At 70.9% G+C, this 19,240-nt stretch carries 19 protein-coding genes; 8 read left to right on the top strand and 11 right to left on the bottom strand.

What is annotated here, in order from left to right; all coding sequences use genetic code 11:
- Nucleotides 1-31 precede the first annotated feature (31 nt).
- Entirely contained in the window at nucleotides 32-580 is a 549-nt protein-coding gene (locus OG322_RS18555) for a bacterial proteasome activator family protein (RefSeq protein ID WP_123462169.1), read from the top strand.
- 127 nt (nucleotides 581-707) lie between these two features.
- On the opposite strand, the gene OG322_RS18550 is transcribed toward OG322_RS18555, so the two are convergent.
- The 7 genes from OG322_RS18550 to pdhA all read right to left on the bottom strand — a co-directional run bounded on the left by OG322_RS18550 (nucleotide 708) and on the right by pdhA (nucleotide 9,271).
- Entirely contained in the window at nucleotides 708-1,697 is a 990-nt protein-coding gene (locus OG322_RS18550; RefSeq protein ID WP_124284508.1) for an NAD(P)H-quinone oxidoreductase, read from the bottom strand.
- Between the two features lie 84 nt (nucleotides 1,698-1,781).
- Nucleotides 1,782-2,855, bottom strand: coding sequence for a potassium channel family protein (locus OG322_RS18545; protein WP_242644757.1), 1,074 nt, complete (start codon nucleotides 2,853-2,855; stop codon nucleotides 1,782-1,784).
- A 20-nt stretch (nucleotides 2,856-2,875) separates the two neighbouring features.
- Nucleotides 2,876-4,693 (bottom strand): molybdopterin molybdotransferase MoeA, encoded by a 1,818-nt coding sequence (locus OG322_RS18540; RefSeq protein ID WP_329306699.1) that lies wholly within the window; start codon nucleotides 4,691-4,693, stop codon nucleotides 2,876-2,878.
- Nucleotides 4,690-5,538, bottom strand: a complete 849-nt coding sequence (locus OG322_RS18535) for an NTP transferase domain-containing protein (protein WP_123460390.1) — start codon at nucleotides 5,536-5,538, stop codon at nucleotides 4,690-4,692. Before OG322_RS18535 ends, OG322_RS18540 begins: the two co-directional genes overlap by 4 nt.
- A gap of 150 nt (nucleotides 5,539-5,688) precedes the next feature.
- Nucleotides 5,689-7,080, bottom strand: coding sequence for a dihydrolipoamide acetyltransferase family protein (locus OG322_RS18530; protein ID WP_329306698.1), 1,392 nt, complete (start codon nucleotides 7,078-7,080; stop codon nucleotides 5,689-5,691).
- The gene (locus OG322_RS18525) at nucleotides 7,080-8,111 is read right to left on the bottom strand and encodes an alpha-ketoacid dehydrogenase subunit beta (RefSeq protein ID WP_329306697.1); all 1,032 of its coding nucleotides are present in this window, start codon (nucleotides 8,109-8,111) and stop codon (nucleotides 7,080-7,082) included. Before OG322_RS18525 ends, OG322_RS18530 begins: the two co-directional genes overlap by 1 nt.
- Nucleotides 8,108-9,271, bottom strand: coding sequence for a pyruvate dehydrogenase (acetyl-transferring) E1 component subunit alpha (pdhA, locus tag OG322_RS18520; protein ID WP_123460393.1), 1,164 nt, complete (start codon nucleotides 9,269-9,271; stop codon nucleotides 8,108-8,110). The genes OG322_RS18525 and pdhA overlap by 4 nt, the downstream gene beginning before the upstream one ends.
- A 263-nt stretch (nucleotides 9,272-9,534) precedes the next feature.
- On the opposite strand from pdhA, the gene OG322_RS18515 reads away from it, so the two are divergent.
- Complete coding sequence (locus tag OG322_RS18515) at nucleotides 9,535-10,041, top strand: Lrp/AsnC family transcriptional regulator (protein WP_123460394.1); 507 nt, start codon at nucleotides 9,535-9,537, stop codon at nucleotides 10,039-10,041.
- Between the two features lie 42 nt (nucleotides 10,042-10,083).
- Here the strand turns inward: OG322_RS18515 and OG322_RS18510 are convergent, their stop codons facing one another.
- Complete coding sequence (locus tag OG322_RS18510) at nucleotides 10,084-10,677, bottom strand: TetR/AcrR family transcriptional regulator (RefSeq protein ID WP_123460395.1); 594 nt, start codon at nucleotides 10,675-10,677, stop codon at nucleotides 10,084-10,086.
- 123 nt (nucleotides 10,678-10,800) lie between these two features.
- Here OG322_RS18510 and paaN point away from each other — a divergent pair, with 123 nt between their 5' ends.
- Nucleotides 10,801-12,501 carry a phenylacetic acid degradation protein PaaN gene (gene paaN / locus OG322_RS18505; protein WP_329306696.1) on the top strand — a complete coding sequence of 567 codons (1,701 nt, stop codon included), beginning with the start codon at nucleotides 10,801-10,803 and terminating at the stop codon, nucleotides 12,499-12,501.
- A gap of 82 nt (nucleotides 12,502-12,583) precedes the next feature.
- Here paaN and OG322_RS18500 read toward each other — a convergent pair whose 3' ends face one another.
- Genes OG322_RS18500 through OG322_RS18490 form a run of 3 tightly spaced genes read right to left on the bottom strand, consistent with a single transcriptional unit; the run spans nucleotide 12,584 to nucleotide 15,467 of the window.
- A complete protein-coding gene (locus OG322_RS18500; protein WP_123460397.1) occupies nucleotides 12,584-13,315 on the bottom strand; it encodes a TrmH family RNA methyltransferase in 732 nt (243 codons plus the stop codon).
- Nucleotides 13,312-14,592 (bottom strand): HTTM domain-containing protein, encoded by a 1,281-nt coding sequence (locus tag OG322_RS18495; protein ID WP_124284511.1) that lies wholly within the window; start codon nucleotides 14,590-14,592, stop codon nucleotides 13,312-13,314. The genes OG322_RS18500 and OG322_RS18495 overlap by 4 nt, the downstream gene beginning before the upstream one ends.
- On the bottom strand, nucleotides 14,589-15,467 hold the full coding sequence (locus OG322_RS18490) for a DUF5819 family protein (RefSeq protein ID WP_329306695.1): 879 nt from the start codon (nucleotides 15,465-15,467) through the stop codon (nucleotides 14,589-14,591). The genes OG322_RS18495 and OG322_RS18490 overlap by 4 nt, the downstream gene beginning before the upstream one ends.
- A 114-nt stretch (nucleotides 15,468-15,581) precedes the next feature.
- Between OG322_RS18490 and paaA the strand changes: the two genes are divergently transcribed.
- Genes paaA through OG322_RS18465 form a run of 5 tightly spaced genes read left to right on the top strand, consistent with a single transcriptional unit; the run spans nucleotide 15,582 to nucleotide 19,130 of the window.
- Nucleotides 15,582-16,586 carry a 1,2-phenylacetyl-CoA epoxidase subunit PaaA gene (gene paaA, locus OG322_RS18485; protein WP_123460400.1) on the top strand — a complete coding sequence of 335 codons (1,005 nt, stop codon included), beginning with the start codon at nucleotides 15,582-15,584 and terminating at the stop codon, nucleotides 16,584-16,586.
- Nucleotides 16,583-16,873 (top strand): 1,2-phenylacetyl-CoA epoxidase subunit PaaB, encoded by a 291-nt coding sequence (gene paaB / locus OG322_RS18480; protein WP_123460401.1) that lies wholly within the window; start codon nucleotides 16,583-16,585, stop codon nucleotides 16,871-16,873. The genes paaA and paaB overlap by 4 nt, the downstream gene beginning before the upstream one ends.
- A complete protein-coding gene (gene paaC, locus OG322_RS18475; RefSeq protein ID WP_123460402.1) occupies nucleotides 16,870-17,571 on the top strand; it encodes a 1,2-phenylacetyl-CoA epoxidase subunit PaaC in 702 nt (233 codons plus the stop codon). Before paaB ends, paaC begins: the two co-directional genes overlap by 4 nt.
- Complete coding sequence (gene paaD / locus OG322_RS18470) at nucleotides 17,565-18,071, top strand: 1,2-phenylacetyl-CoA epoxidase subunit PaaD (RefSeq protein WP_123460403.1); 507 nt, start codon at nucleotides 17,565-17,567, stop codon at nucleotides 18,069-18,071. The genes paaC and paaD overlap by 7 nt, the downstream gene beginning before the upstream one ends.
- On the top strand, nucleotides 18,072-19,130 hold the full coding sequence (locus tag OG322_RS18465) for a 2Fe-2S iron-sulfur cluster-binding protein (RefSeq protein ID WP_123460404.1): 1,059 nt from the start codon (nucleotides 18,072-18,074) through the stop codon (nucleotides 19,128-19,130).
- The last annotated feature ends 110 nt before the right edge of the window (nucleotides 19,131-19,240 follow it).

Here is a 19,240-nt window from a genome sequence, read left to right as displayed (position 1 = left end):
TGTACGGCAGGTGTACGAGACAATGGACGACATGGAGATGCCGAGGAATGAACGGTCGCAGGAGCACCCCCAAGTCCTCGTGGTGGGACAGGACGGAATGGCGATCGGCGGCGGTGGCACTGACGACGAGTCGCGCGAGATCCCGGTGACGGAGATGGTCGAGCAGCCCGCGAAGGTCATGCGCATCGGCAGCATGATCAAGCAGCTCCTGGAGGAGGTCAGGGCGGCGCCCCTCGACGAGGCGAGCCGCGTACGCCTCAAGGAGATCCACGCCAGCTCGGTCAAGGAGCTGGAGGACGGCCTCGCGCCGGAGCTGGTGGAGGAGCTGGAGCGGCTCTCGCTGCCGTTCAACGAGGAGTCGGTACCCTCCGAGGCGGAACTCCGGATCGCGCAGGCCCAGTTGGTGGGCTGGCTGGAGGGTCTCTTCCACGGCATCCAGACGGCGCTGTTCGCCCAGCAGATGGCGGCCCGCGCACAACTGGAGCAGATGCGCCGCGCCCTGCCCCCGGGCAGTGGCCACGAGGAGGAGGAAGGCAGCGGCGACCCGCACGGGGCGATCCGCTCAGGCCCGTACCTGTAACCCGCACCCGCACCCGCACCGATCAGTCATACCCGAAGGGCCCGGCACACGATCTTCGTGTGCCGGGCCCTTCGGGTAGGGGTGACATGGAGTCGGCCGGTGATTCAGGAAGTGGGCCGTGCTCGGCTCAGGCCGCTGCGGGCGACCGGAGCAGCACCTTGCCGATGTGCGTGCTGGACTCCACCACCCGGTGCGCTTCGGCCGCGTCCCGCATCGGCAGCGTACGGTCCACCACCGGCCGCACGACGCCGTCGGCGATGAGCGGCCAGACGTGCTCGCGTACGGCCGCGACGATCGCGGACTTCTCAGCGAGCGGACGCCCGCGCAGCGAGGTCGCGGTGACGGCGGCCCGCTTGCTCAGCAGGGCGCCCAGGTTGAGTTCGCCCTTGGCACCGCCCTGGAGACCGATGATCGCGAGCCGGCCGTTGACGGCGAGCGCCTGCACGTTCCGGTCCAGGTACTTCGCACCGATGATGTCGAGGATGACGTCGGCGCCCGCGCCGTCCGTCGCCTTGCCGAGCTCCTCGACGAAGTCCTGTTCCCGGTAGTCGATCAGGATGTCGGCACCGAGCTCGGCGCAGCGCGCCAGCTTCCCGGGCCCGCCCGCGGTCACCGCGACCCGGGCGCCGACCGCCTTGGCGAGCTGGATCGCCATCGTGCCGATGCCGCTGGACCCGCCGTGCACCAGCAGTGTCTCGGTGGGGCGCAGATGGGCCACCATGAACACGTTGGACCAGACGGTCGCGGTCACTTCGGGCAGCGCCGCGGCGAGGACGAGGTCGAGTCCGGCCGGTACGGGGAGCAGCTGCCCGGCGGGGACGGCGACCTTCTCCGCGTAACCGCCGCCGGCCAGCAGCGCACACACCTCGTCGCCGACCGACCAGCCGGTGACGCCGGGACCGATGGCGGAGATCCGGCCCGCGCACTCCAGCCCCGGGTAGGGGGAGGCGCCGGGCGGCGGGTTGTAGAACCCCTGCCGCTGGAGCACATCCGCGCGGTTGACCGCGCTGGAGACGACATCGACGAGGACCTCGCCCTCACCGGGTACGGGATCGGGCACCTCGGCCCACACGAGCGCCTCGGGGCCACCGGGTTCGGGGATCGTGATCGCATGCATGGCCGCGAGGCTACTCCGTGCGGTGCCGACGGCCGCCGCGAGGCGCGGCCGGACGGGTCTGCGGGACGGCCGGCCGGGCTCGGGTCAGGGGCGCGGGGCCGTCGGCGGGGTGTGGTTGATGGGCGGTTCGTTCGTGACCCGCACGATGGTGATCAGCCGGTCCGTCAGCTGGAGCGGGCTGGCCACCGGATCGTCGTAACCGAGCAGCCGGTGACCGCGCAGAACGCTGACCACGAGATCGTCGGTCTCCCGGACGTTCTTGCCCACCTCGGCCTTTATCACCGGCCGTTCGACCAGATCGAGCCCGCTGCCCTGCTGGATCAGGTCCTCCATCACCGTGCCCGCGCTGGGGCTGAGCACGGAGAGGCCGAGCAGCCGGCCGGCCGCGCTGGCACTGGTGATCACGGCATCGGCACCGGACTGCCGCAGCAGCGGGGCGTTCTCCTCCTCGCGCACCGCGGCGACGATCTTCGCACTGCGGTTGAGCTGGCGCGCGGTCAGCGCGACCAGTACCGCCGTGTCGTCGCGTTGGGTGGCGATGATGATCTGACGCGCCTTCTGCAGCTCGGCCCGCAGCAGCACATCACTGCGCGTCGCATCACCGAGCACTCCGGTGTACCCCTCGGCGTTGGCGATCTCTATCACCTTGGACGCCGGGTCGACGATGACGATCTGATCTTTCTTCAGGCCGGTGGCGCAGAGGGTCTGGATGGCCGAACGGCCCTTCGTGCCGAAGCCGACGACAACGGTGTGGTCACGCAAGTTGGTTCTCCAACGCTTCAGCCGGAAGTCCTCGCGGGTCCGCTCCGTGAGGACCTCAAGGGTGGTGCCGACCAGGATGATGAGGAAGAGCACGCGCAGCGGTGTCACGAGCACCACATTGGTGAGCCGGGCGCCGTCGCTGTACGGGGTGATATCGCCGTACCCGGTGGTCGAGAGGGTGACCGTCGCGTAGTAGACCGCGTCCAGGAGGTCGACCTTGTCGTCGGCCGCGTCATGGTAGCCGCCGCGGTCGGCCCAGACGATGAGCACCGTGGCGGCCAGCACCATCAGGGCCATCATCAGCCGCTTGGCGACCTGTCGCGCCGGTCCGTCGACGACCCGGCGCGGGAGCATCACCCGGGTGGGTACGACATGCTCATCGGCGCGCCTGGCCATCGCGTCATGGCCGGGAAGTTTCACGTGAAACACCCTTCAGCCCACGGCGTCGCCGGGGCCCACGGTAGATCGAGGATCTCCACCTCGGTGCCGGACCGTACCCCGCCCGGCTCCACGACGGCCAGCCCGTCCGCGGCAGCGATCCCGCGCAGCATGGCTGGACCGTTGTAATGCAGGGGTACGACGTGATCGATTCCGGCGCCGGTTCCGGTTCCGGCGCGGGCTCCGGTTCTGGTTCCGGTTCCGGTTCCGGTTCCGGCGCGGTGGGTGAACTCGCGGGCGCCTTCCGTGCGATGGATCACGGGGACCAGCCGGGTGTCGTGCGGGTGGCCGTGCACCTCGTCACGGACCGCGACGCGGTAGAGGTCCTGCGAAGTCCGGCCCGCCAGCCCGCTGAGCAGTGGCTCGGCAAGCGTGAGCAGCCCGGACACGGCGGCCAGGGGGTTACCGGGCAGCCCGACAAGATACGGCCCTCCGGCACGGAGCCGGGCCAGCAGCATGGGGTGGCCGGGGCGGACGGCGACACCGTCGACGAGCAGCTCGGCCCCCAGATCGGCGAGCACGGGGTGCACATGGTCGACCGGTCCCGCAGCAGTGCCGCCGGTGGTGATGACCAGATCCGCGTCGGAGGCGACGAGCGCCTTGCGGAGGGCTTCCGCGTCGTCTCCGAGGCGGCGGGGCGCGGAGACCTCGGCACCCAGCGCGCGCAGCCAGGGGCCGATCATCGGGCCGAGTGCGTCACGGATCAGCCCGTCGTGCGGCAGCCCGGCCGTCAGCAGTTCGTCGCCCAGGACCAGGACATCGACGCGCGGCCGGGGGCGGGTGAGCAGTTCGTCGTACCCGGCGGCAGCGGCCAGCCCGAGAACGGCGGGCGTCACCAGCGTTCCGGCGGGGAGGAGTTGCTCTCCAAAGCGGCACTCCTGTCCGCGCGGCCTGATGTCCTGCCCGGGATTCACCTGTCGCTGCGCGTACAACAGTCCCTTCGCACCGTCGGCCTGAGCGTGTTCGCTCCGGATGACGGCGGTGGCGTCCGCCGGGATACGGGCTCCGGTGGCGATGCGCACGGCGTCACCGTCGGGGAGCGGGGCGGGGGCGGCGTGGCCCGCGAGGACGCCCTCGTTCTCCCGGATGTGCCACGGGCCCGGGCCCGCGACGGCCCAGCCGTCCATGGCGGAGGTGTCGAAGGACGGGAGATCGGTGAGGGCGGCGAGCGGCTCGGCCAGCACGTGTCCGAGCGCGTGGTCGAGGGGGAGACGTCCGGTGCGGGGAGGAACCCCGCGCCCGGCGCGGGCCGCGACGGCACGCGCCTCGCCCCACGCGGTGGCGTGGGTACGCCGCCGGGCCTGCGCGGCGGGGCGGCGTCCGCCCTCGGAGGCCCGGTCGGCGGCACGGCCGGAGGCACGGTCGGCGTTTCGCGGGGAGCCGGTGTAGCCGGGGGAGCCGGTGGAGCCGGGGGAGCCGGTGGAGCCGGTGGGACTGGCAGGGTCTCCGGGGCCCCTGGGGTCGGGCTGCGGCGGGTCCGATGGCGACGTCGGGTCCGGCGACCGGTCGGGGCCGGGGCCGTTAACAGGTTCAGGTCCAGTACCCGGGCCGCGGTACGGCTGTCGGCCGACCAGCGCAAGAGCCTGCGCGACGGCCCGCTCCTCGTCGGCCTCGGCCTCGGCCTTCGCCGCGCGTCGCGCTTCGGCGTCAGCGGAGTCGACGGAATCCAAGGACTCAACGGACTCGGCGGCGCCCTCCGCGTCGGCCAGGTCCTTCGCCCCGGCCGGGCCCTTCCTCTCGGCCGGGTTCTGCACGGCAGCCGGGGGCCGCCCGGTACTGCCACTGCGACCCGTCATGGCGTCTCGGTCTCGTCCGCCCAGCGGAGAGCGAGCGCGGCGGCCTTACGGGCGGCCTCGGCCACTGCCTCGGGCCCGCCCCCGTCGCTGCTCGCCTTCGCCGCCGCGTACCCGACCAGGAAGGTCGTCAGGGGCGCGGCGGGCCTGGCGACACCGTGGGCGGCGTCACGGGCGAGGTCGAGCAGGACGGCGGTGTCGACGTCGATTTCGATGGCCAGTTCGTTCTTGACTGCGGTGATCCATTCGTCCAGCACCGTCCCATGTTCTCTGATCCGGGCCCGGGCCGAAGCGATGTCCTCCCAGGTGTCGCAGTCGAACGAGGCGAGCGGGTCCGCAGCCACCCGGGAGAGCCGCAGCTCGTGCGTCAGCAACCGCAGGGGCAGTCCGGCGAGTCCACCGTGCTCCGCGGCGAGCAGTGCCAGTTCGCGGCGCAACGGTTCCGCCCGGTAGACGGCCACCAGCGGCTGGTCACGGCCGTCCTGATCGGTGCAGACAGCGCCTTCCAGGCCGTCCCGGCCGACGGCTGCCAGCAGGGACCCGACCGTGTCCGCCCCCAGAAACGGCAGATCGGCGGAGAGCACCAGAAGGCGCTCCGCCGCCGTGTGCCGCACCCCGGCACCGAGTGCGGCCAACGGACCGCCGCCCTGCGGCTCTTCGCGCGCCCACGTCACGGGGCGCACCGTGGGCCGTCTGCCCCCCACCACCACCGTGGTCCCGGCGTCGCCACAGGCCGCGAGCACCCGGTCGAGCAGCGCACGGCCACCGATCCGGAGCCCCGGCTTGTCGGCACCGCCGAGCCGCTTCGCGGCACCTCCGGCGAGAACGATGGCGTCATACGCGGTCATGCCCCGAGTATGCGGGCCGTCCGGCCCGGTGGGTCCTCCCCGTCCGCGCTCCCGTGGATCAACGCGGAACGGAACGCGGAACGGAACGCGGAACGGAACGCGGAACGGAACAGGGAGAACCGGAAGAAGCGGGAATACCGGCGGCGGTGCCTACAGCGCCCGCAGGAGCACCGCCGGCTGTTCCACGCAGTCGGCCACGTAGCGCAGGAAACCTCCCGCCGTGCCGCCGTCGCAGACCCGGTGGTCGAAGGTCAGCGAGAGCTGGACGACCCGCCGCACGGCCAGCTCGCCCTCGTGCACCCACGGCTTGGGGACGATACGGCCGACACCGAGCATCGCCGCCTCGGGGTGGTTGATGATCGGGGTCGAGCCGTCCACCCCGAACACCCCGTAGTTGTTGAGCGTGAACGTGCCACCGGTCAGCTCAGCCGGCTTCAGCGTTCCCGTCCTGGCGGCCTCCGTGAGCCGGGTGATCTCGGCCCCGATCGACTCCGTGCTGCGCGCCTGCGCATCCCGTACGACCGGGACGACCAGCCCCCGCTCGGTCTGGGCCGCGAACCCGAGGTGGACACCGGACAGCCGCACGATCTCCCGTGCTTCCTGGTCCACCGTGGAGTTGAGTTCGGGGTACCGGGCCAGGGCGGCTGTGCAGATACGGGCGAGCAGGGCGAGCACCGACACCTTGGGCCCGGCACCGGGACCACCGGCGGCGTTCATCGCCGCCCTGGCCGCCATCAGCTCGGTGGCATCCGCGTCCACCCAGCAGGTGGCGTCGGGGATCTCGCGCCGGCTGCGCGCCAGCTTGTCGGCGACCGCGCCCCGTACCCCGCGCAGCGGAACCCGTTCGCCGCCTGGACGTGCCGATGCCTGGTCCGTCACCGCGGCCTCCTGCGGGGTCGCGGTGACCGACCGGATGGCGGACTCCACGTCGGCCCGCAGGATCAGCCCGTCGGGCCCTGAGCCCGAGAGCTGGCGCAGATCGAGGTCGTGCTGCCGCGCGAGCTTGCGCACCAGCGGGGAGACGACGGCGACCGGCCCCTGTGCCCCGTCCGGAACGACGGCGGAAGCCACGACCGCAGCGGGCACCGGAGCAACGGAAGCAACCGGAACAGGCTGAGCAGCAGAAGTGGCGGCGGCGGCGGCGGGCGCCGAGAGTCCCTCCGGCCGTACCCGCTTGCGGCGCACCGGCGGTGCGCCGGTTCCGTACCCCACCAGCACATTGCCGGACCCGGACGGTTCCGCCCCGGCGGCCCCCGTACCGGACCCGGATTCCGCCGTACTCCCCGACGGCTCCACGGATCCGACCGCGACCGTCAGCAACGGTGCCCCGACCGGCAGTTCCGTACCCTCCTCGCCGAACCGCGCGGTCACCACGCCCCCGTACGGGCACGGCACCTCCACCATCGCCTTGGCCGTCTCGACCTCGACGACCGGCTGATCGATGGCGACGACATCGCCGACCTCCACCAGCCAGCGCACGATCTCGGCCTCTGTCAGTCCCTCACCGAGATCCGGAAGCTTGAATTCGAGTACCTGCGGCATCAGTGCTCCGCCTCCCACTGCAGTCGCGCGACGGCGTCGAGCACCCGGTCCACGCCCGGCAGGTGGTGTCGCTCCTGCATCGGCGGCGGATACGGGATGTCGAAACCGGCGACGCGCAGCACCGGCGCCTCCAGATGGTGGAAGCAGCGCTCGGTGATCCGGGCCGCGATCTCGCCGCCCGGACCGCCGAAGCCGGTGGACTCATGGACGACGACCGCACGGCCGGTGCGCCGCACGGAGGCGGCCACCGTCTCGTCGTCGAACGGCACCAGCGAGCGCAGATCGACGACTTCGAGGTCCCAGCCCTCCTCGACCGCGGCCTGCGCGGCCTCCATGCAGACGGGCAGGGAAGGCCCGTACGTGATCAGGGTCGCGCTGCGTCCGGGCCGGCGCACGACGGCCCGCCCGATGGGCTCCACGGGGGCGGGCGCGTGCGGCGACCAGGCCGCCTTCGACCAGTAGAGCCGCTTGGGCTCCAGGAAGACCACCGGATCGTCGGAGGCGATCGAGGCCCTCAGCAGCCCGTAGGCGTCATCGACGGTGGCGGGCGTGACGACATGGAGACCAGGAGTCGCCATGTAGTACGCCTCCGAGGAGTCGCTGTGGTGCTCGACGCCGCCGATTCCGCCGCCGTACGGCACCCGGACCGTGATCGGCAGCGGCATGGCGCCCGCGGTCCGGTTCCGCATCTTGGCGACATGGCTGATGAGCTGCTCGAACGCCGGATAGGCGAAGGCGTCGAACTGCATCTCGACGACGGGCCGCAGCCCGTACATCGCCATGCCGACGGCCGCCCCGAGGATGCCGGCCTCGGCCAGCGGGGTGTCCGTGCAACGGTCCTCGCCGAACTCCTTCGCCAGGCCGTCGGTGATCCGGAAGACACCGCCGAGCGTCCCGACGTCCTCCCCGAGGACGTGCACGGAGGGGTCCTGCGCCATCGAGTCGCGCAGCGCACGCCCGAGGGCCTGCGCCATGGTGGCGGGTTTGGCCTTCGCCGTCCGCTCTCCGGCCGTGGCCGCTGCGGTGGTCATCGCCCTGCTCCCCCGTCGTCCGTGCCGTGCTGCTCGTTCTCCGCGTCCAGCTCGACGCGCAGGCGGGCCGCCTGCTCACGCAGCTGGGTGGTCTGCTCCGCGTACACATGGGTGAAGAGATCCATCGGGTCGAGCACCGGATCCGCGTTCATCCGCTCGCGCAGTCCGGCCGCCATCCGCTCGGCGGCCGTGCGTGCCTCCTCGATGCCGTCGGCTCCGAGCAGCCCGCGCCCGGTCAGCTCCCGCTCCATGAGCTGGACCGGATCGTGGGCCCGCCACGCCTCGACCTCGCTGTCGCCGCGGTAGCGGGTCGCGTCATCGGCGTTCGTATGCGCGTCCATGCGGTAGGTGATGGCCTCCACGAGCGTCGGGCCGCCGCCGCTCCTGGCCCGCTCGACCGCCTCGGAGAGGACCTGGTGCACCGCCGCCGCGTCGTTGCCGTCGACCAGCCGGCCCGGCATCCCGTACCCCACGGCCTTGTGCGCCAGGGAGGGTGCCGCGGTCTGCTTGGCCAGCGGTACGGAGATGGCGAAGCCGTTGTTCTGCACGAGGAAAACGACCGGGGCCTTCCAGACGGCCGCGAAATTGAGCGCCTCGTGGAAATCGCCCTCGCTGGTGCCGCCGTCGCCGACCATGGCGAGCGCGACCACGTCATCCCCCTTGAGCCGCGCCGCGTGCGCCAGGCCCACGGCATGGGGCAGCTGGGTGGCGAGGGGGGTGCAGAGCGGGGCGATGCGGTGCTCGCGCGGGTCGTAGCCGGTGTGCCGGTCGCCCCGCAGCAGGGTCAGCGCCTCGACCGGATCCAGCCCCCGCGCCACGGCCGCGAGCGTGTCGCGGTAGCTGGGGAAGAGCCAGTCCCGCTCCTCCAGCACCAGGGCGGCCGCGATCTCGCAGGCCTCCTGCCCCGTGCTCGACGGATAGACGGCGAGCCGGCCCTGCTTGGTGAGGGCGGTCGCCTGGGTGTTGTAGCGCCGGCCGCGCACCAGCTCGGCGTAGAGCCGCAGCAGCAGTTCCGGGTCTGCGTCGGCCGCGGCGTCCGTACCGAGCACACGGTACGGCTCGGGGTCCGGGAGCAGCGGCGCCGGGTCGGTGAGCGGCTTCCACGCCGGCGGCGGCGTGGGCCGGTAGGCGGCCGCGCCGGGCAGCTCTTGGACCGTCATGACAAGCACCTCCTGGCATCGAGGGGTATCGAGCGGCAACTGTCGACGTCGGGGGTGCCCCGACATCGAGGGGTGTCGAAATATGTCGAAATATCAATGACTGCGTGAGGCACGCATGTGGTGCGCCTCACCTACCGATTGTTCGGTCGCGAGCGCATTTTGGCTACAGGCGCCGTCAGCCTGTGGACAAACGGTTCTCCACAGCCTGGGATGGGGACAGCTCGTCCAGGACAGGGAGGCGCGGGAACATGGCAGCTGAACAAATGGCTGACGGGGGCGAGGACCCCGGCCGGATTCCTCCGGCACGCCCGCTCGACTCCATCGACCGCGCCATCCTCCGGTTGCTCCAGACGGACGGCCGCGCCTCGATACGGTCGGTGGCCGATCGCGTCCATGTGTCGCGCGCCAACGCCTACGCCCGGATCAACCGGCTCATCGACGACGGGGTGATCCGGGGCTTCAGCGCGCGGGTGAACCATGAACGGGCGGGGCAGGGGGCCTCCGCCTACATCACGCTCAAGATCGTCCAGAATTCCTGGCGCACCGTTCGGGAGCAGCTCCAGGCGCTGCCGGGAGCCACGCACATCGCGCTGGTCAGCGGCGATTTCGATGTCCTGCTGCTGGTGCACACACGGGACAACCGGTCACTGCGCGAGCTGGTGCTGACCAGGATCCAGTCCATCCCGGAGGTGCTCTCCACCCGCACCCTGCTGGTGTTCGAGGAGACGGACCTGGCCCCGGGCCCCGACCGCCCCACGGAGCTCACCTGAGGCGAGACAGGACGGGCCGTGGGCCCAGCGCGGCTCAGCGGCTCAGCGGCTGGACTTCATGCCGTCGAAGGCCAGCTGTACGACGGTGTCCGCGAGCTGGTCCCGTTCCGCGCCGCCGTCCGGCAACGGCCGGTACCACTCCACCAGGGAGTTGACCATGCCGAAAAGCAGCCGGGTCGCCAGGCGTATGTCCACGTCGGAACGGAGGTCGCCGTCCGCGACCGCGGCCTTGAGCAGATCGCCCACCCGCTGGTCGAACTCGCGCCGCCGCTCCAGCGCCCAGCGCTCGGTCTTCGTGTTGCCCCGCACCCGCAGCAGCAGCGTGACGTAGGGCAGTTCGGCTATCAACACCTCGACGGTACGACGGGTGACGTACTCGACCCGCCCGATCGCGCGACCGCGCGTCGCACCCGACTCGTCGAGGATTCCGAAGAGCCCGTCCAGCGCCCGGCTGACCGCTCGCCGCAGCAGTTCTTCCTTGCCGGCCACATGGTGGTAGATGGACGACTTGGAGATCCCCGCCGCCTTCGAGAGGTGCTCCATGGACGTGCCGTCGTAACCGCGCTCGTTGAAGACACGGACAGCGACGGTGAGCAGGGTCTCCGGGGTGTACGTGTCCCGCTTGGCCGTGGTCATGCCAGCGATCCTCCCCTACGAGTTGTCCACAGGTTTCGTGGGGCCCCTTGTCCCGACCGATCGTTCGGTTACTCTAACTCTGTCCGCCCGTCCCTGCCCAGCTCGATGAGGAGTTGGTCCGTCATGGCCGCCGAGCTCTCCCCGCACCAGCTGACCGAGAAGCACCGCCCCACGCTCGACCGGGCCCTCGACGCGATCCGCTCGCGTGCCTACTGGTCCCCGCACCCCGAGCACCCGAAGGCGTACGGCGAGGGCGGCTCCCCCGGCAGCCTGGGCGCCGCCGAGGGCAAGGCCGCCTTCGACGCCGTGCTGAACACGCGTGTCGACCTCGGCCAGCCGGGCACCGACGGGTGGACGGGCGGGGAGATCTCCCCGTACGGACCGGAGCTCGGCGTCGAGTACCCGCACGCCGATCCGGATGTCCTGATTCCGGCGATGCGCGCGGGGATGCCGGCCTGGCGCGAGGCGGGGCCCGAGACCAGGGCCCTGGTCTGTCTGGAGATCCTGGCCCGGATCAGCGCCCGCACCCATGAGTTCGGCCACGCGGTGATGCACACCAGCGGACAGGCCTTCATGATGGCGTTCCAGGCCGGTGGCCCGCACGCCCAGGACCGCGGCCTGGAGGCGGTGGCGTACGCGTACGAGGAGCAGATCCGCGCTCCGCGGACGGCGGACTGGTCCAAGCCCCAGGGCAAGCGCGACCCGATCGAGCTGCACAAGACGTTCACCGCGGCGGGCCGCGGCATCTCCCTGCTGATCGGCTGCAACACCTTCCCCACGTGGAACGGCTATCCGGGCCTCTTCGCCTCGCTCGCCACCGGCAATCCCGTCCTGGTCAAACCGCACCCCCGTGCGGTGCTTCCGCTGGCCCTCACCGTTCAGCTGGCGCGCGAGGTGCTCACCGAGGCGGGCTTCGACCCCAACCTGGTCGCCCTGGCCGCCGAGCGGCCGGGCGAGGGCATCGCCAAGTCCCTGGCACTGCGCCCCGAGATCAGGATCATCGACTACACCGGATCCACGGCGTTCGGTGACTGGCTGGAGGCCAACGCCCTTCAGGCCCAGGTCTATACGGAGAAGGCCGGGGTCAACACGATCGTCCTCGACTCCACCGACGACTACCGCGGCATGCTCTCCAACCTGGCGTTCTCGCTCTCCCTCTACAGCGGCCAGATGTGCACCACCCCGCAGAACCTGCTGATTCCCCGCGACGGCATCACGACGGACATCGGCGAGAAGACGTACGAGGACGTGGTCGTCGACATCGCCGCAGCGGTCGCCGGACTCCTGGGTGACGACGCACGGGCCAACGCCCTGCTCGGCGCCCTGGTCAACCCGGAGGTGCGGGCCCGTCTGGAGGCGGCCGCGAAGCTCGGCGAAGTCGCCCTGCCCTCAAGGGAAGTGGCCAACCCCGACTTCCCGGACGCGGTGGTCCGTACGCCACTGATCGTCAAGCTGGACGGCGCGAAGCCCGACGACGACTCCCCCTACCTGTCGGAGTGCTTCGGCCCGGTCTCGTTCGCGGTCGCGGTCGACTCGACGGCGGACGCCGTGGCACTGCTGCGCCGCACGATCCGCGAGAAGGGCGCGATGACGGTGGGCGCGTACACCACATCGCCCGAGGTGGAGGGCACACTGGTGGACGTCTGCCTGGACGAGTCGGCCCAGCTCTCGCTGAATCTGACGAGCGGGGTGTACGTGAACCAGACGGCGGCGTTCTCCGACTTCCATGGCTCGGGCGGCAACCCGGCGGCCAACGCGGCCCTGTGCGACGGAGCTTTCGTATCCAACCGCTTCCGCACCCTGGAAGTCCGCCGCCAGCGCTGACGGCGCCCTCCATCCGCCCCCGTCCGGCATGTGCGGACCGGGGCGGACCGGGGGCCCGGAGACGGAGCCCCCGGGTACGGGCCTACACGCCCGCCCCGGGGATGTCCGCATGGCGCTGCACCCACGCGTGCATGGCAATCGCCGCCGCCGCCCCCGCATTGATCGACCGCGTGGACCCGAACTGCGCGATCGAGCACACCATCGACGCGTGCTTACGGGCCTCCTCGGTCAGTCCGGGCCCCTCCTGCCCGAACAGCAGCACACAGCGCCGCGGCAGCTCGGTCCGCTCCAGCGGCACCGCGCCCGGCAGATTGTCGATGCCGATGATCGGCAGCCCCTCGGCCTCCGCCCAGGCGGTCAGATCCGTGGTGTCGGGGTGGTGGCGGACATGCTGGTAGCGGTCGGTGACCATCGCCCCGCGACGGTTCCAGCGCCGCCGCCCCACGATGTGGATCTCCTTGGCGAGGAACGCGTTCGCGGTGCGCACCACCGAGCCGATATTGAAGTCGTGGCCCCAGTTCTCCACCGCCACGTGGAAGTCGTGCCGCCGCAGATCCAGATCGGCGACGATCGCCTCCCGGGTCCAGTACCGGTACGCGTCGCCCACATTGCGCCGGTCGCCGTGGGCGAGCAGCTCGGGGTCGTAGCGCTCGCCCACGGGCCAGGGCAGCGGGTGCGGCCCGACGCCGATCTCCGCCCCGAACCCGTCGTCGTACTGAGCCGGCTCGTCCACCACGGGCGGCTCGGCCGTCGCGGACTCATCGGTCGACGGATTCCTGCTGGTACTGCCGGTGCTCCCGGTCTCGCTGCTCACCCGACGAGCGTATGGCCCCCGCCGCCGCTGTGCTGCGGTGCCTCCCGGTCCTCGGCTCCGTCCCGGGTCCCCGGGACCTTGCCGCGCGGCCGGAACAACAGCTCGCGCCCGAGCGCCGCCCGGCTCCCCAGCCACACCAGGAAGACGGTCGGCAGGAAGACGGCGTCCGCGGCGATCATGGCCATCGAGAAGAAGGGCAGCCCCAGCAGCAGGGCGATACCGGCGTGCTCGCCGATCATCACGACGAGCAGGACGTTCTTGACCCGCCGGTTGAACAGGGTGAACGGGAACGCGACCTGCACGATGACCGTGGCGTACGTCAGCACCATCACCATCACCCCGCTTGAGGCGAGGATGTCGGAGAGGCCGGGCCACGGCGTGAAGTAGTGGAGCTTGAGCGGGTAGTACAGCGCCGTGCCGTCCTGCCACCTCGAACCCTGGATCTTGTACCAGCCCGCGGTGGAGTAGATCAGGCAGACCTCGGCCATGATCACGACGAGGGTGGCGTTGTGGGCGAGGTTGGCGATGATGTCGAGCAGGGTGCGCGACTCGCTGTGCGGCGCGTACCGGTTCACGGCCCACCATGCACCGTGGCCGGTCCACAGAACCCAGAACAGCACCGGCAGCCAGACGGTTCCGCCCAGGCTGTCCGTCACCGTGGCCCCGAGCAGAACGGCGCCGAACGCCACCCACAGCAGCGGACCGGCCACGTCCCCGCGCACCGGACGTCCCCCGCCGGCCTCCCCGCCACCTACCGGCTCCCCGCCCCCGTCCGCGGCCCGGACCGCCTGTGCTCCGCGCGCGGCGCGCCGGGCGTCCAGCGACCAGACCTGCCCGCACCGGGTCAGCACCAGGTAGATCGCCATCAGGTGGAGGACGTTGTCGCCGCCGTCGCCCATGAAGATGCTGCGGTTCTGCAGCGAGAGGACTCCGGCCATGAACAGGATGGACACGGCGCGGGTGTGCCAGCCCACCAGCAGCAACACCGCGGCGAGGATCGCCAGCGCGTACACGATCTCGAACCAGACGGTGCTGTCCGACCACATGAGTGTGGTGAAGGCCTGGTTGTTCGATATCAGCTGCTCCGCCATGTCCCAGCGCCACGGGGCGTTCGGGCCGTACATCTCGTGCCGGTGCGGCAGCTCCCGCAGCAGGAACAGCAGGTACGTGGCGGAGAAGCCGATCCGGATGACGGCGCTCTGGTACCGGCCGAGGGACGAGGCGGTGATGCGCTGGATACCGCGGGCGAGCCGGCGGTCGGGGCCGGGCGTGCTCACTGGTCCGTCTCCTTCGGGTCCGCCGCACCCTCGGGGAGGTCGGCTGCGGTGACGGTCCACCAGGGCAGTACCCGGTAGGACGGTTTCGTGCTGATCTTCTCGTTGCTCCACGCGGGCGCCGCGACGGACCGCACCTCGGAGCGGACCTGGATCCGTTCGACGGTGCCGCCGTAGTCGTGTTCACCGAGGCGCAGCATGACTATGCGGCGGATGTACTGCTCGGAGAGGGTGCCGCGCAGCCCGTTGGCCCGGTTCTGGCTGTCGTGGGACCCGAGGTAGAAGTCCCAGCCCCGGCGGAGCTCGTTCTGCTGGACGTGGCTGGGCAGCGGATTGCCGCGTATCGCCTTGCCGTCCTCGCCCGAGAGGTTCATCCAGGGGGTGGTACGACGGCCGTCGGCACCGGCTATCTCAGCACGTACGTGCACGGCGATGTTCTGCTGAAGCGGATTGGGGGCGAAGAGCTTCCAGTTCTGCTCGAACTCGGGATAGATCCATTCGTCGACCCCCTTGCCGTGCTGCTTGGTCAGCGTATTGGAGGGGGCGACATGCAGGAACACCATCGCCAGCTGAGTGCAGGTGATCAGCCCGATCACCGCCAGCGCCACAGCGGCGGCGACCTGGTACGGAAACGACAGCGCCGCGATCCCGGTACGGGACTCCGACCCGGTACGGAACTCCGACCCGGTACGGAACTCCGACCCGACACGGGGCTCGGGCTCCGTCTCGGGCTCCGGACCAGGCTCCGGATCGGAATCGGGATCGGTACGAGGTTCAGGCTCGGCACGCGGTTCAGGAACCGTTGGAACCCTCCCTGAATCGGGCCCGGCAAAGCGCCCGTCCCCACCGCCGACGCCCCTGTCGTCGTACGAATCCATCCCGCCCCGATCCCCGTCGATCCCGGTCAGTTATCCACAGGGTTGACACCCTACGGGCCGCAGACTCACCATTGAAGACATTGAACCGAACGATCGGTCGGTAGGGAGTCCGGGATGGCGGCAGTGACTGCGGGCCAGACAGCGCAGGCGACAGCGGGCAGTAGGGATGGGGCGGACGGGGCCTTGGCGGCGGCTTTCGACGCCGCGGTGGCGGCCGACGAGCGCATCGAGCCGCGTGACTGGATGCCTGACGCCTACCGCGCCTCGCTGGTCAGGCAAATGGCCCAGCACGCCCACTCCGAAATCATCGGCATGCAGCCCGAGGCCAACTGGATCACGCGAGCGCCCTCGCTGCGCCGCAAGGCGATCCTGATCGCGAAGGTGCAGGACGAGGCGGGACACGGTCTCTATCTGTACAGCGCCGCCGAGACCCTCGGCACCGGCCGCGAGGAGCTGCTCGACAAGCTCCACGCGGGCCGTCAGCGGTATTCGTCGATCTTCAATTACCCCACCCTGACCTGGGCGGACGTGGGCGCGATCGGCTGGCTCGTGGACGGCGCCGCGATCACCAACCAGGTGCCTCTGTGCCGCTGCTCCTACGGCCCCTATGCCCGCGCGATGGTCCGTGTCTGCAAGGAGGAGTCCTTCCACCAGCGGCAGGGCTACGAACTGCTGCTGGCCCTCAGCGGCGGCACGGCCGCACAGCACGAGATGGCCCAGGACGCGGTGAACCGCTGGTGGTGGCCGTCCCTGATGATGTTCGGCCCGCCGGACGACGCCTCGTCGCACTCCGCCCAGTCGATGACCTGGAAGATCAAGCGGCATTCCAACGACGAGCTGCGGCAGCGCTTCGTCGACATCTGCGTCCCGCAGGCAGAGGTACTGGGGCTCACCCTCCCCGACCCGGACCTCCGGTGGAACGAGGAGCGCGGTCAGCACGATTTCGGGGCCATCGACTGGACGGAGTTCCAGGAGGTCCTGAAGGGGAACGGCCCGTGCAACGAGGAGCGCCTCACACAGCGCCGCCGGGCGCACGAGGAAGGCGCCTGGGTGCGCGACGCCGCCGCGGCATACGCACAGAAGCAGACAGTTGTACCGAACGGGGAGGCGACAGCATGAGCAGTTCGACCGACTGGCCATTGTGGGAGGTATTCGTGCGCTCGCGGCGTGGCCTCTCCCACACCCACGCCGGCAGCCTGCACGCCCCGGACGCCGAGATGGCCCTGCGCAACGCTCGCGATCTGTACACGCGCCGGTCCGAAGGGGTCTCCATCTGGGTGGTGCCGTCCAACCGGATCACGGCGTCCTCGCCGGACGAGAAGGACACGTTCTTCGAGCCGGCCGGCGACAAGCCCTACCGGCACCCGACGTTCTACAAGATCCCGGACGGGGTGAAGCACCTGTGACCGCGGCCCTCGCCCTCGGCGACGACGCGCTGGTGCTCTCGCACCGGCTGGGGGAGTGGGCGGGCCACGCCCCCGTACTGGAGGAGGAAGTGGCCCTCGCCAACATCGCCCTGGACCTGCTGGGCCAGGCCCGCCTGCTGCTCTCCCTGGCCGGGGACGAGGACGAGCTGGCGTATCTGCGCGAGGAGCGCGCCTTCCGCAACGTCCAGCTGGTCGAGCAGCCGAACGGCGACTTCGCCCACACCATCGCCCGTCAGCTCTACTTCTCCGTCCACCAGCACGGACTGTACGAGCAGCTGGCGGCCGGTGACGGCGAGTTCGCCGGGATCGCGGCCAAGGCCGTCAAGGAGGTCGCCTATCACCGTGACCACGCCGAGCAGTGGACGCTGCGCCTCGGTGACGGAACGGCGGAGAGCCACGACCGGATGCAGCGCGCGGTGGACGCGCTGTGGCGTTTCACCGGTGAACTGTTCCAGCCCGTCGAAGGCGTGGAGGTGGACTGGAAGGCCCTGCGGAGCGACTGGCTGGCATCCGTCACCGACGTACTGGAACGGGCCACGCTGACGGTACCGGCCGGGCCGCAGTCCGGCGCCTGGACGGCCGGAGCGGGCCGTCAGGGCATCCACACGGAGCCTTTCGGCCGGATGATCGCCGAGATGCAGCATCTGCACCGCAGCCACCCGGGGGCGTCATGGTGACCTGGACGGCACTGGAGGAGGAGCTGCGCCACCTCGCGGGCTCCGTCCCCGACCCGGAGCTGCCCGTGCTGACCCTTGAGGAGCTGGGTGTGCTCCGGGGGGTGGAGATGCTCGCACCGGGCCGCGTCAAGGTCCGGCTCACCCCCACCTACACCGGCTGCCCCGCGTTGGAGACCATGTCCACGGACATCGAGCGCGTGCTGCTCGACCACGGCATGACCGAGGTCTCCGTGGTCACCGTCCTCGCCCCGGCCTGGTCCACGGACGACATCAGCGCGGAAGGCCGGCGCAAGCTCACGGAGTTCGGCATAGCGCCCCCTCGGTCGCGTGATGCGGCCTCCCCCGCCGCCGGGCCCGTGCCGCTCGCCCTGTCGGTGCGCTGCCCGCACTGCGGCTCCACCGACACGGAGCTGCTGAGCCGGTTCTCGTCGACTGCCTGCAAGGCGCTGCGCAGGTGTGTGACATGCCGCGAGCCCTTTGATCACTTCAAGGAGTTGTAGATGTTCCATCCGCTCCGGGTCAGCGCGATCGAACGGCTCACCGACGATTCGGTGGCCGTCGAGTTCGCCGTGCCGCCGGAACTGCGCGAGACGTTCCGCCACAAGCCCGGCCAGCACCTCAATGTCCGCTACACCGTCGCCGGTGAGGAGGTCCGCCGCTCGTACTCGATCTGCGCACCGGCCACCGAGCAGCCGGCCGACCCTGCGCTGCGGGTGGGCATCCGGCTCGTCGACGGCGGCGCGTTCTCCACGTACGCGCTCAAGGAGCTCGCTGTCGGCGATCAGGTCGAGGCGATGCCTCCGATGGGCCGCTTCGTGCTCACGCCGCGCGCCGGGCAGTTCGCGGCGGTCGTCGGCGGCAGCGGGATCACCCCGGTGCTCTCCATCGCGGCGACGCTGCTGGCCCGGGAGCCCGACGCCTCGTTCTGCCTGATCCGCAGCGACCGGACCGCTGCGTCGACGATGTTCCTGGACGAGGTCGCCGACCTCAAGGACCGCTATCCGGACCGGTTCCAGCTGGTCACCGCGCTCTCCCGGGAGGAGCAGCAGGCCGGCCTCCCCTCGGGCCGGCTGGACCGCGAGCGGCTCACCGGTCTGCTGCCCGCGCTGCTGCCGGTGGCCGAGGTGGACGGCTGGTACCTGTGCGGTCCGCTCGGTCTGGTCCGGGCAGCCGAGGGCGCGCTGCACGGTCTGGGCGTCGAGCGGACCCGTATCCACCAGGAGATCTTCCACGTCGACGACGGGCCCGGCACGGCAGTCCGGCCCCGGATCGAGGCCCCGGTCGGCAGCATGCTCACGGCGACCCTGGACGGCCGCTCGGGCACGTGGCCGGTGCAGGACGGCGAATCGCTGCTGGAGACGGTGCTCCGCAGCCGCTCGGACGCGCCGTACGCCTGCAAGGGGGGCGTGTGCGGGACCTGCCGGGCCTTCCTGGTCTCCGGCGAGGTCCGGATGGACCGCAACTTCGCGCTCGAACCGGAAGAGACGGGGGCGGGCTATGTGCTGGCCTGCCAGTCCCATCCGGTGACCGGGGAGGTGGAGCTCGACTTCGACCGGTGACTGTTCCGCCCACCGCAACGCAGTTCGCCCGTCACCGCGCACTGCACCGCACCTGTTCCCTTCTTGTAGAACCTGTTCTATCTTGACGCTCCGTCAGGTCCGGGTACGGG

Source organism: Streptomyces sp. NBC_01260 (assembly GCF_036226405.1).
GTDB classification, from domain to species: Bacteria; Actinomycetota; Actinomycetes; order Streptomycetales; family Streptomycetaceae; genus Streptomyces; species Streptomyces laculatispora.
Note: the sequence above shows the minus strand (reverse complement) of the source record. Positions and strands in the feature narration are given on the sequence as shown.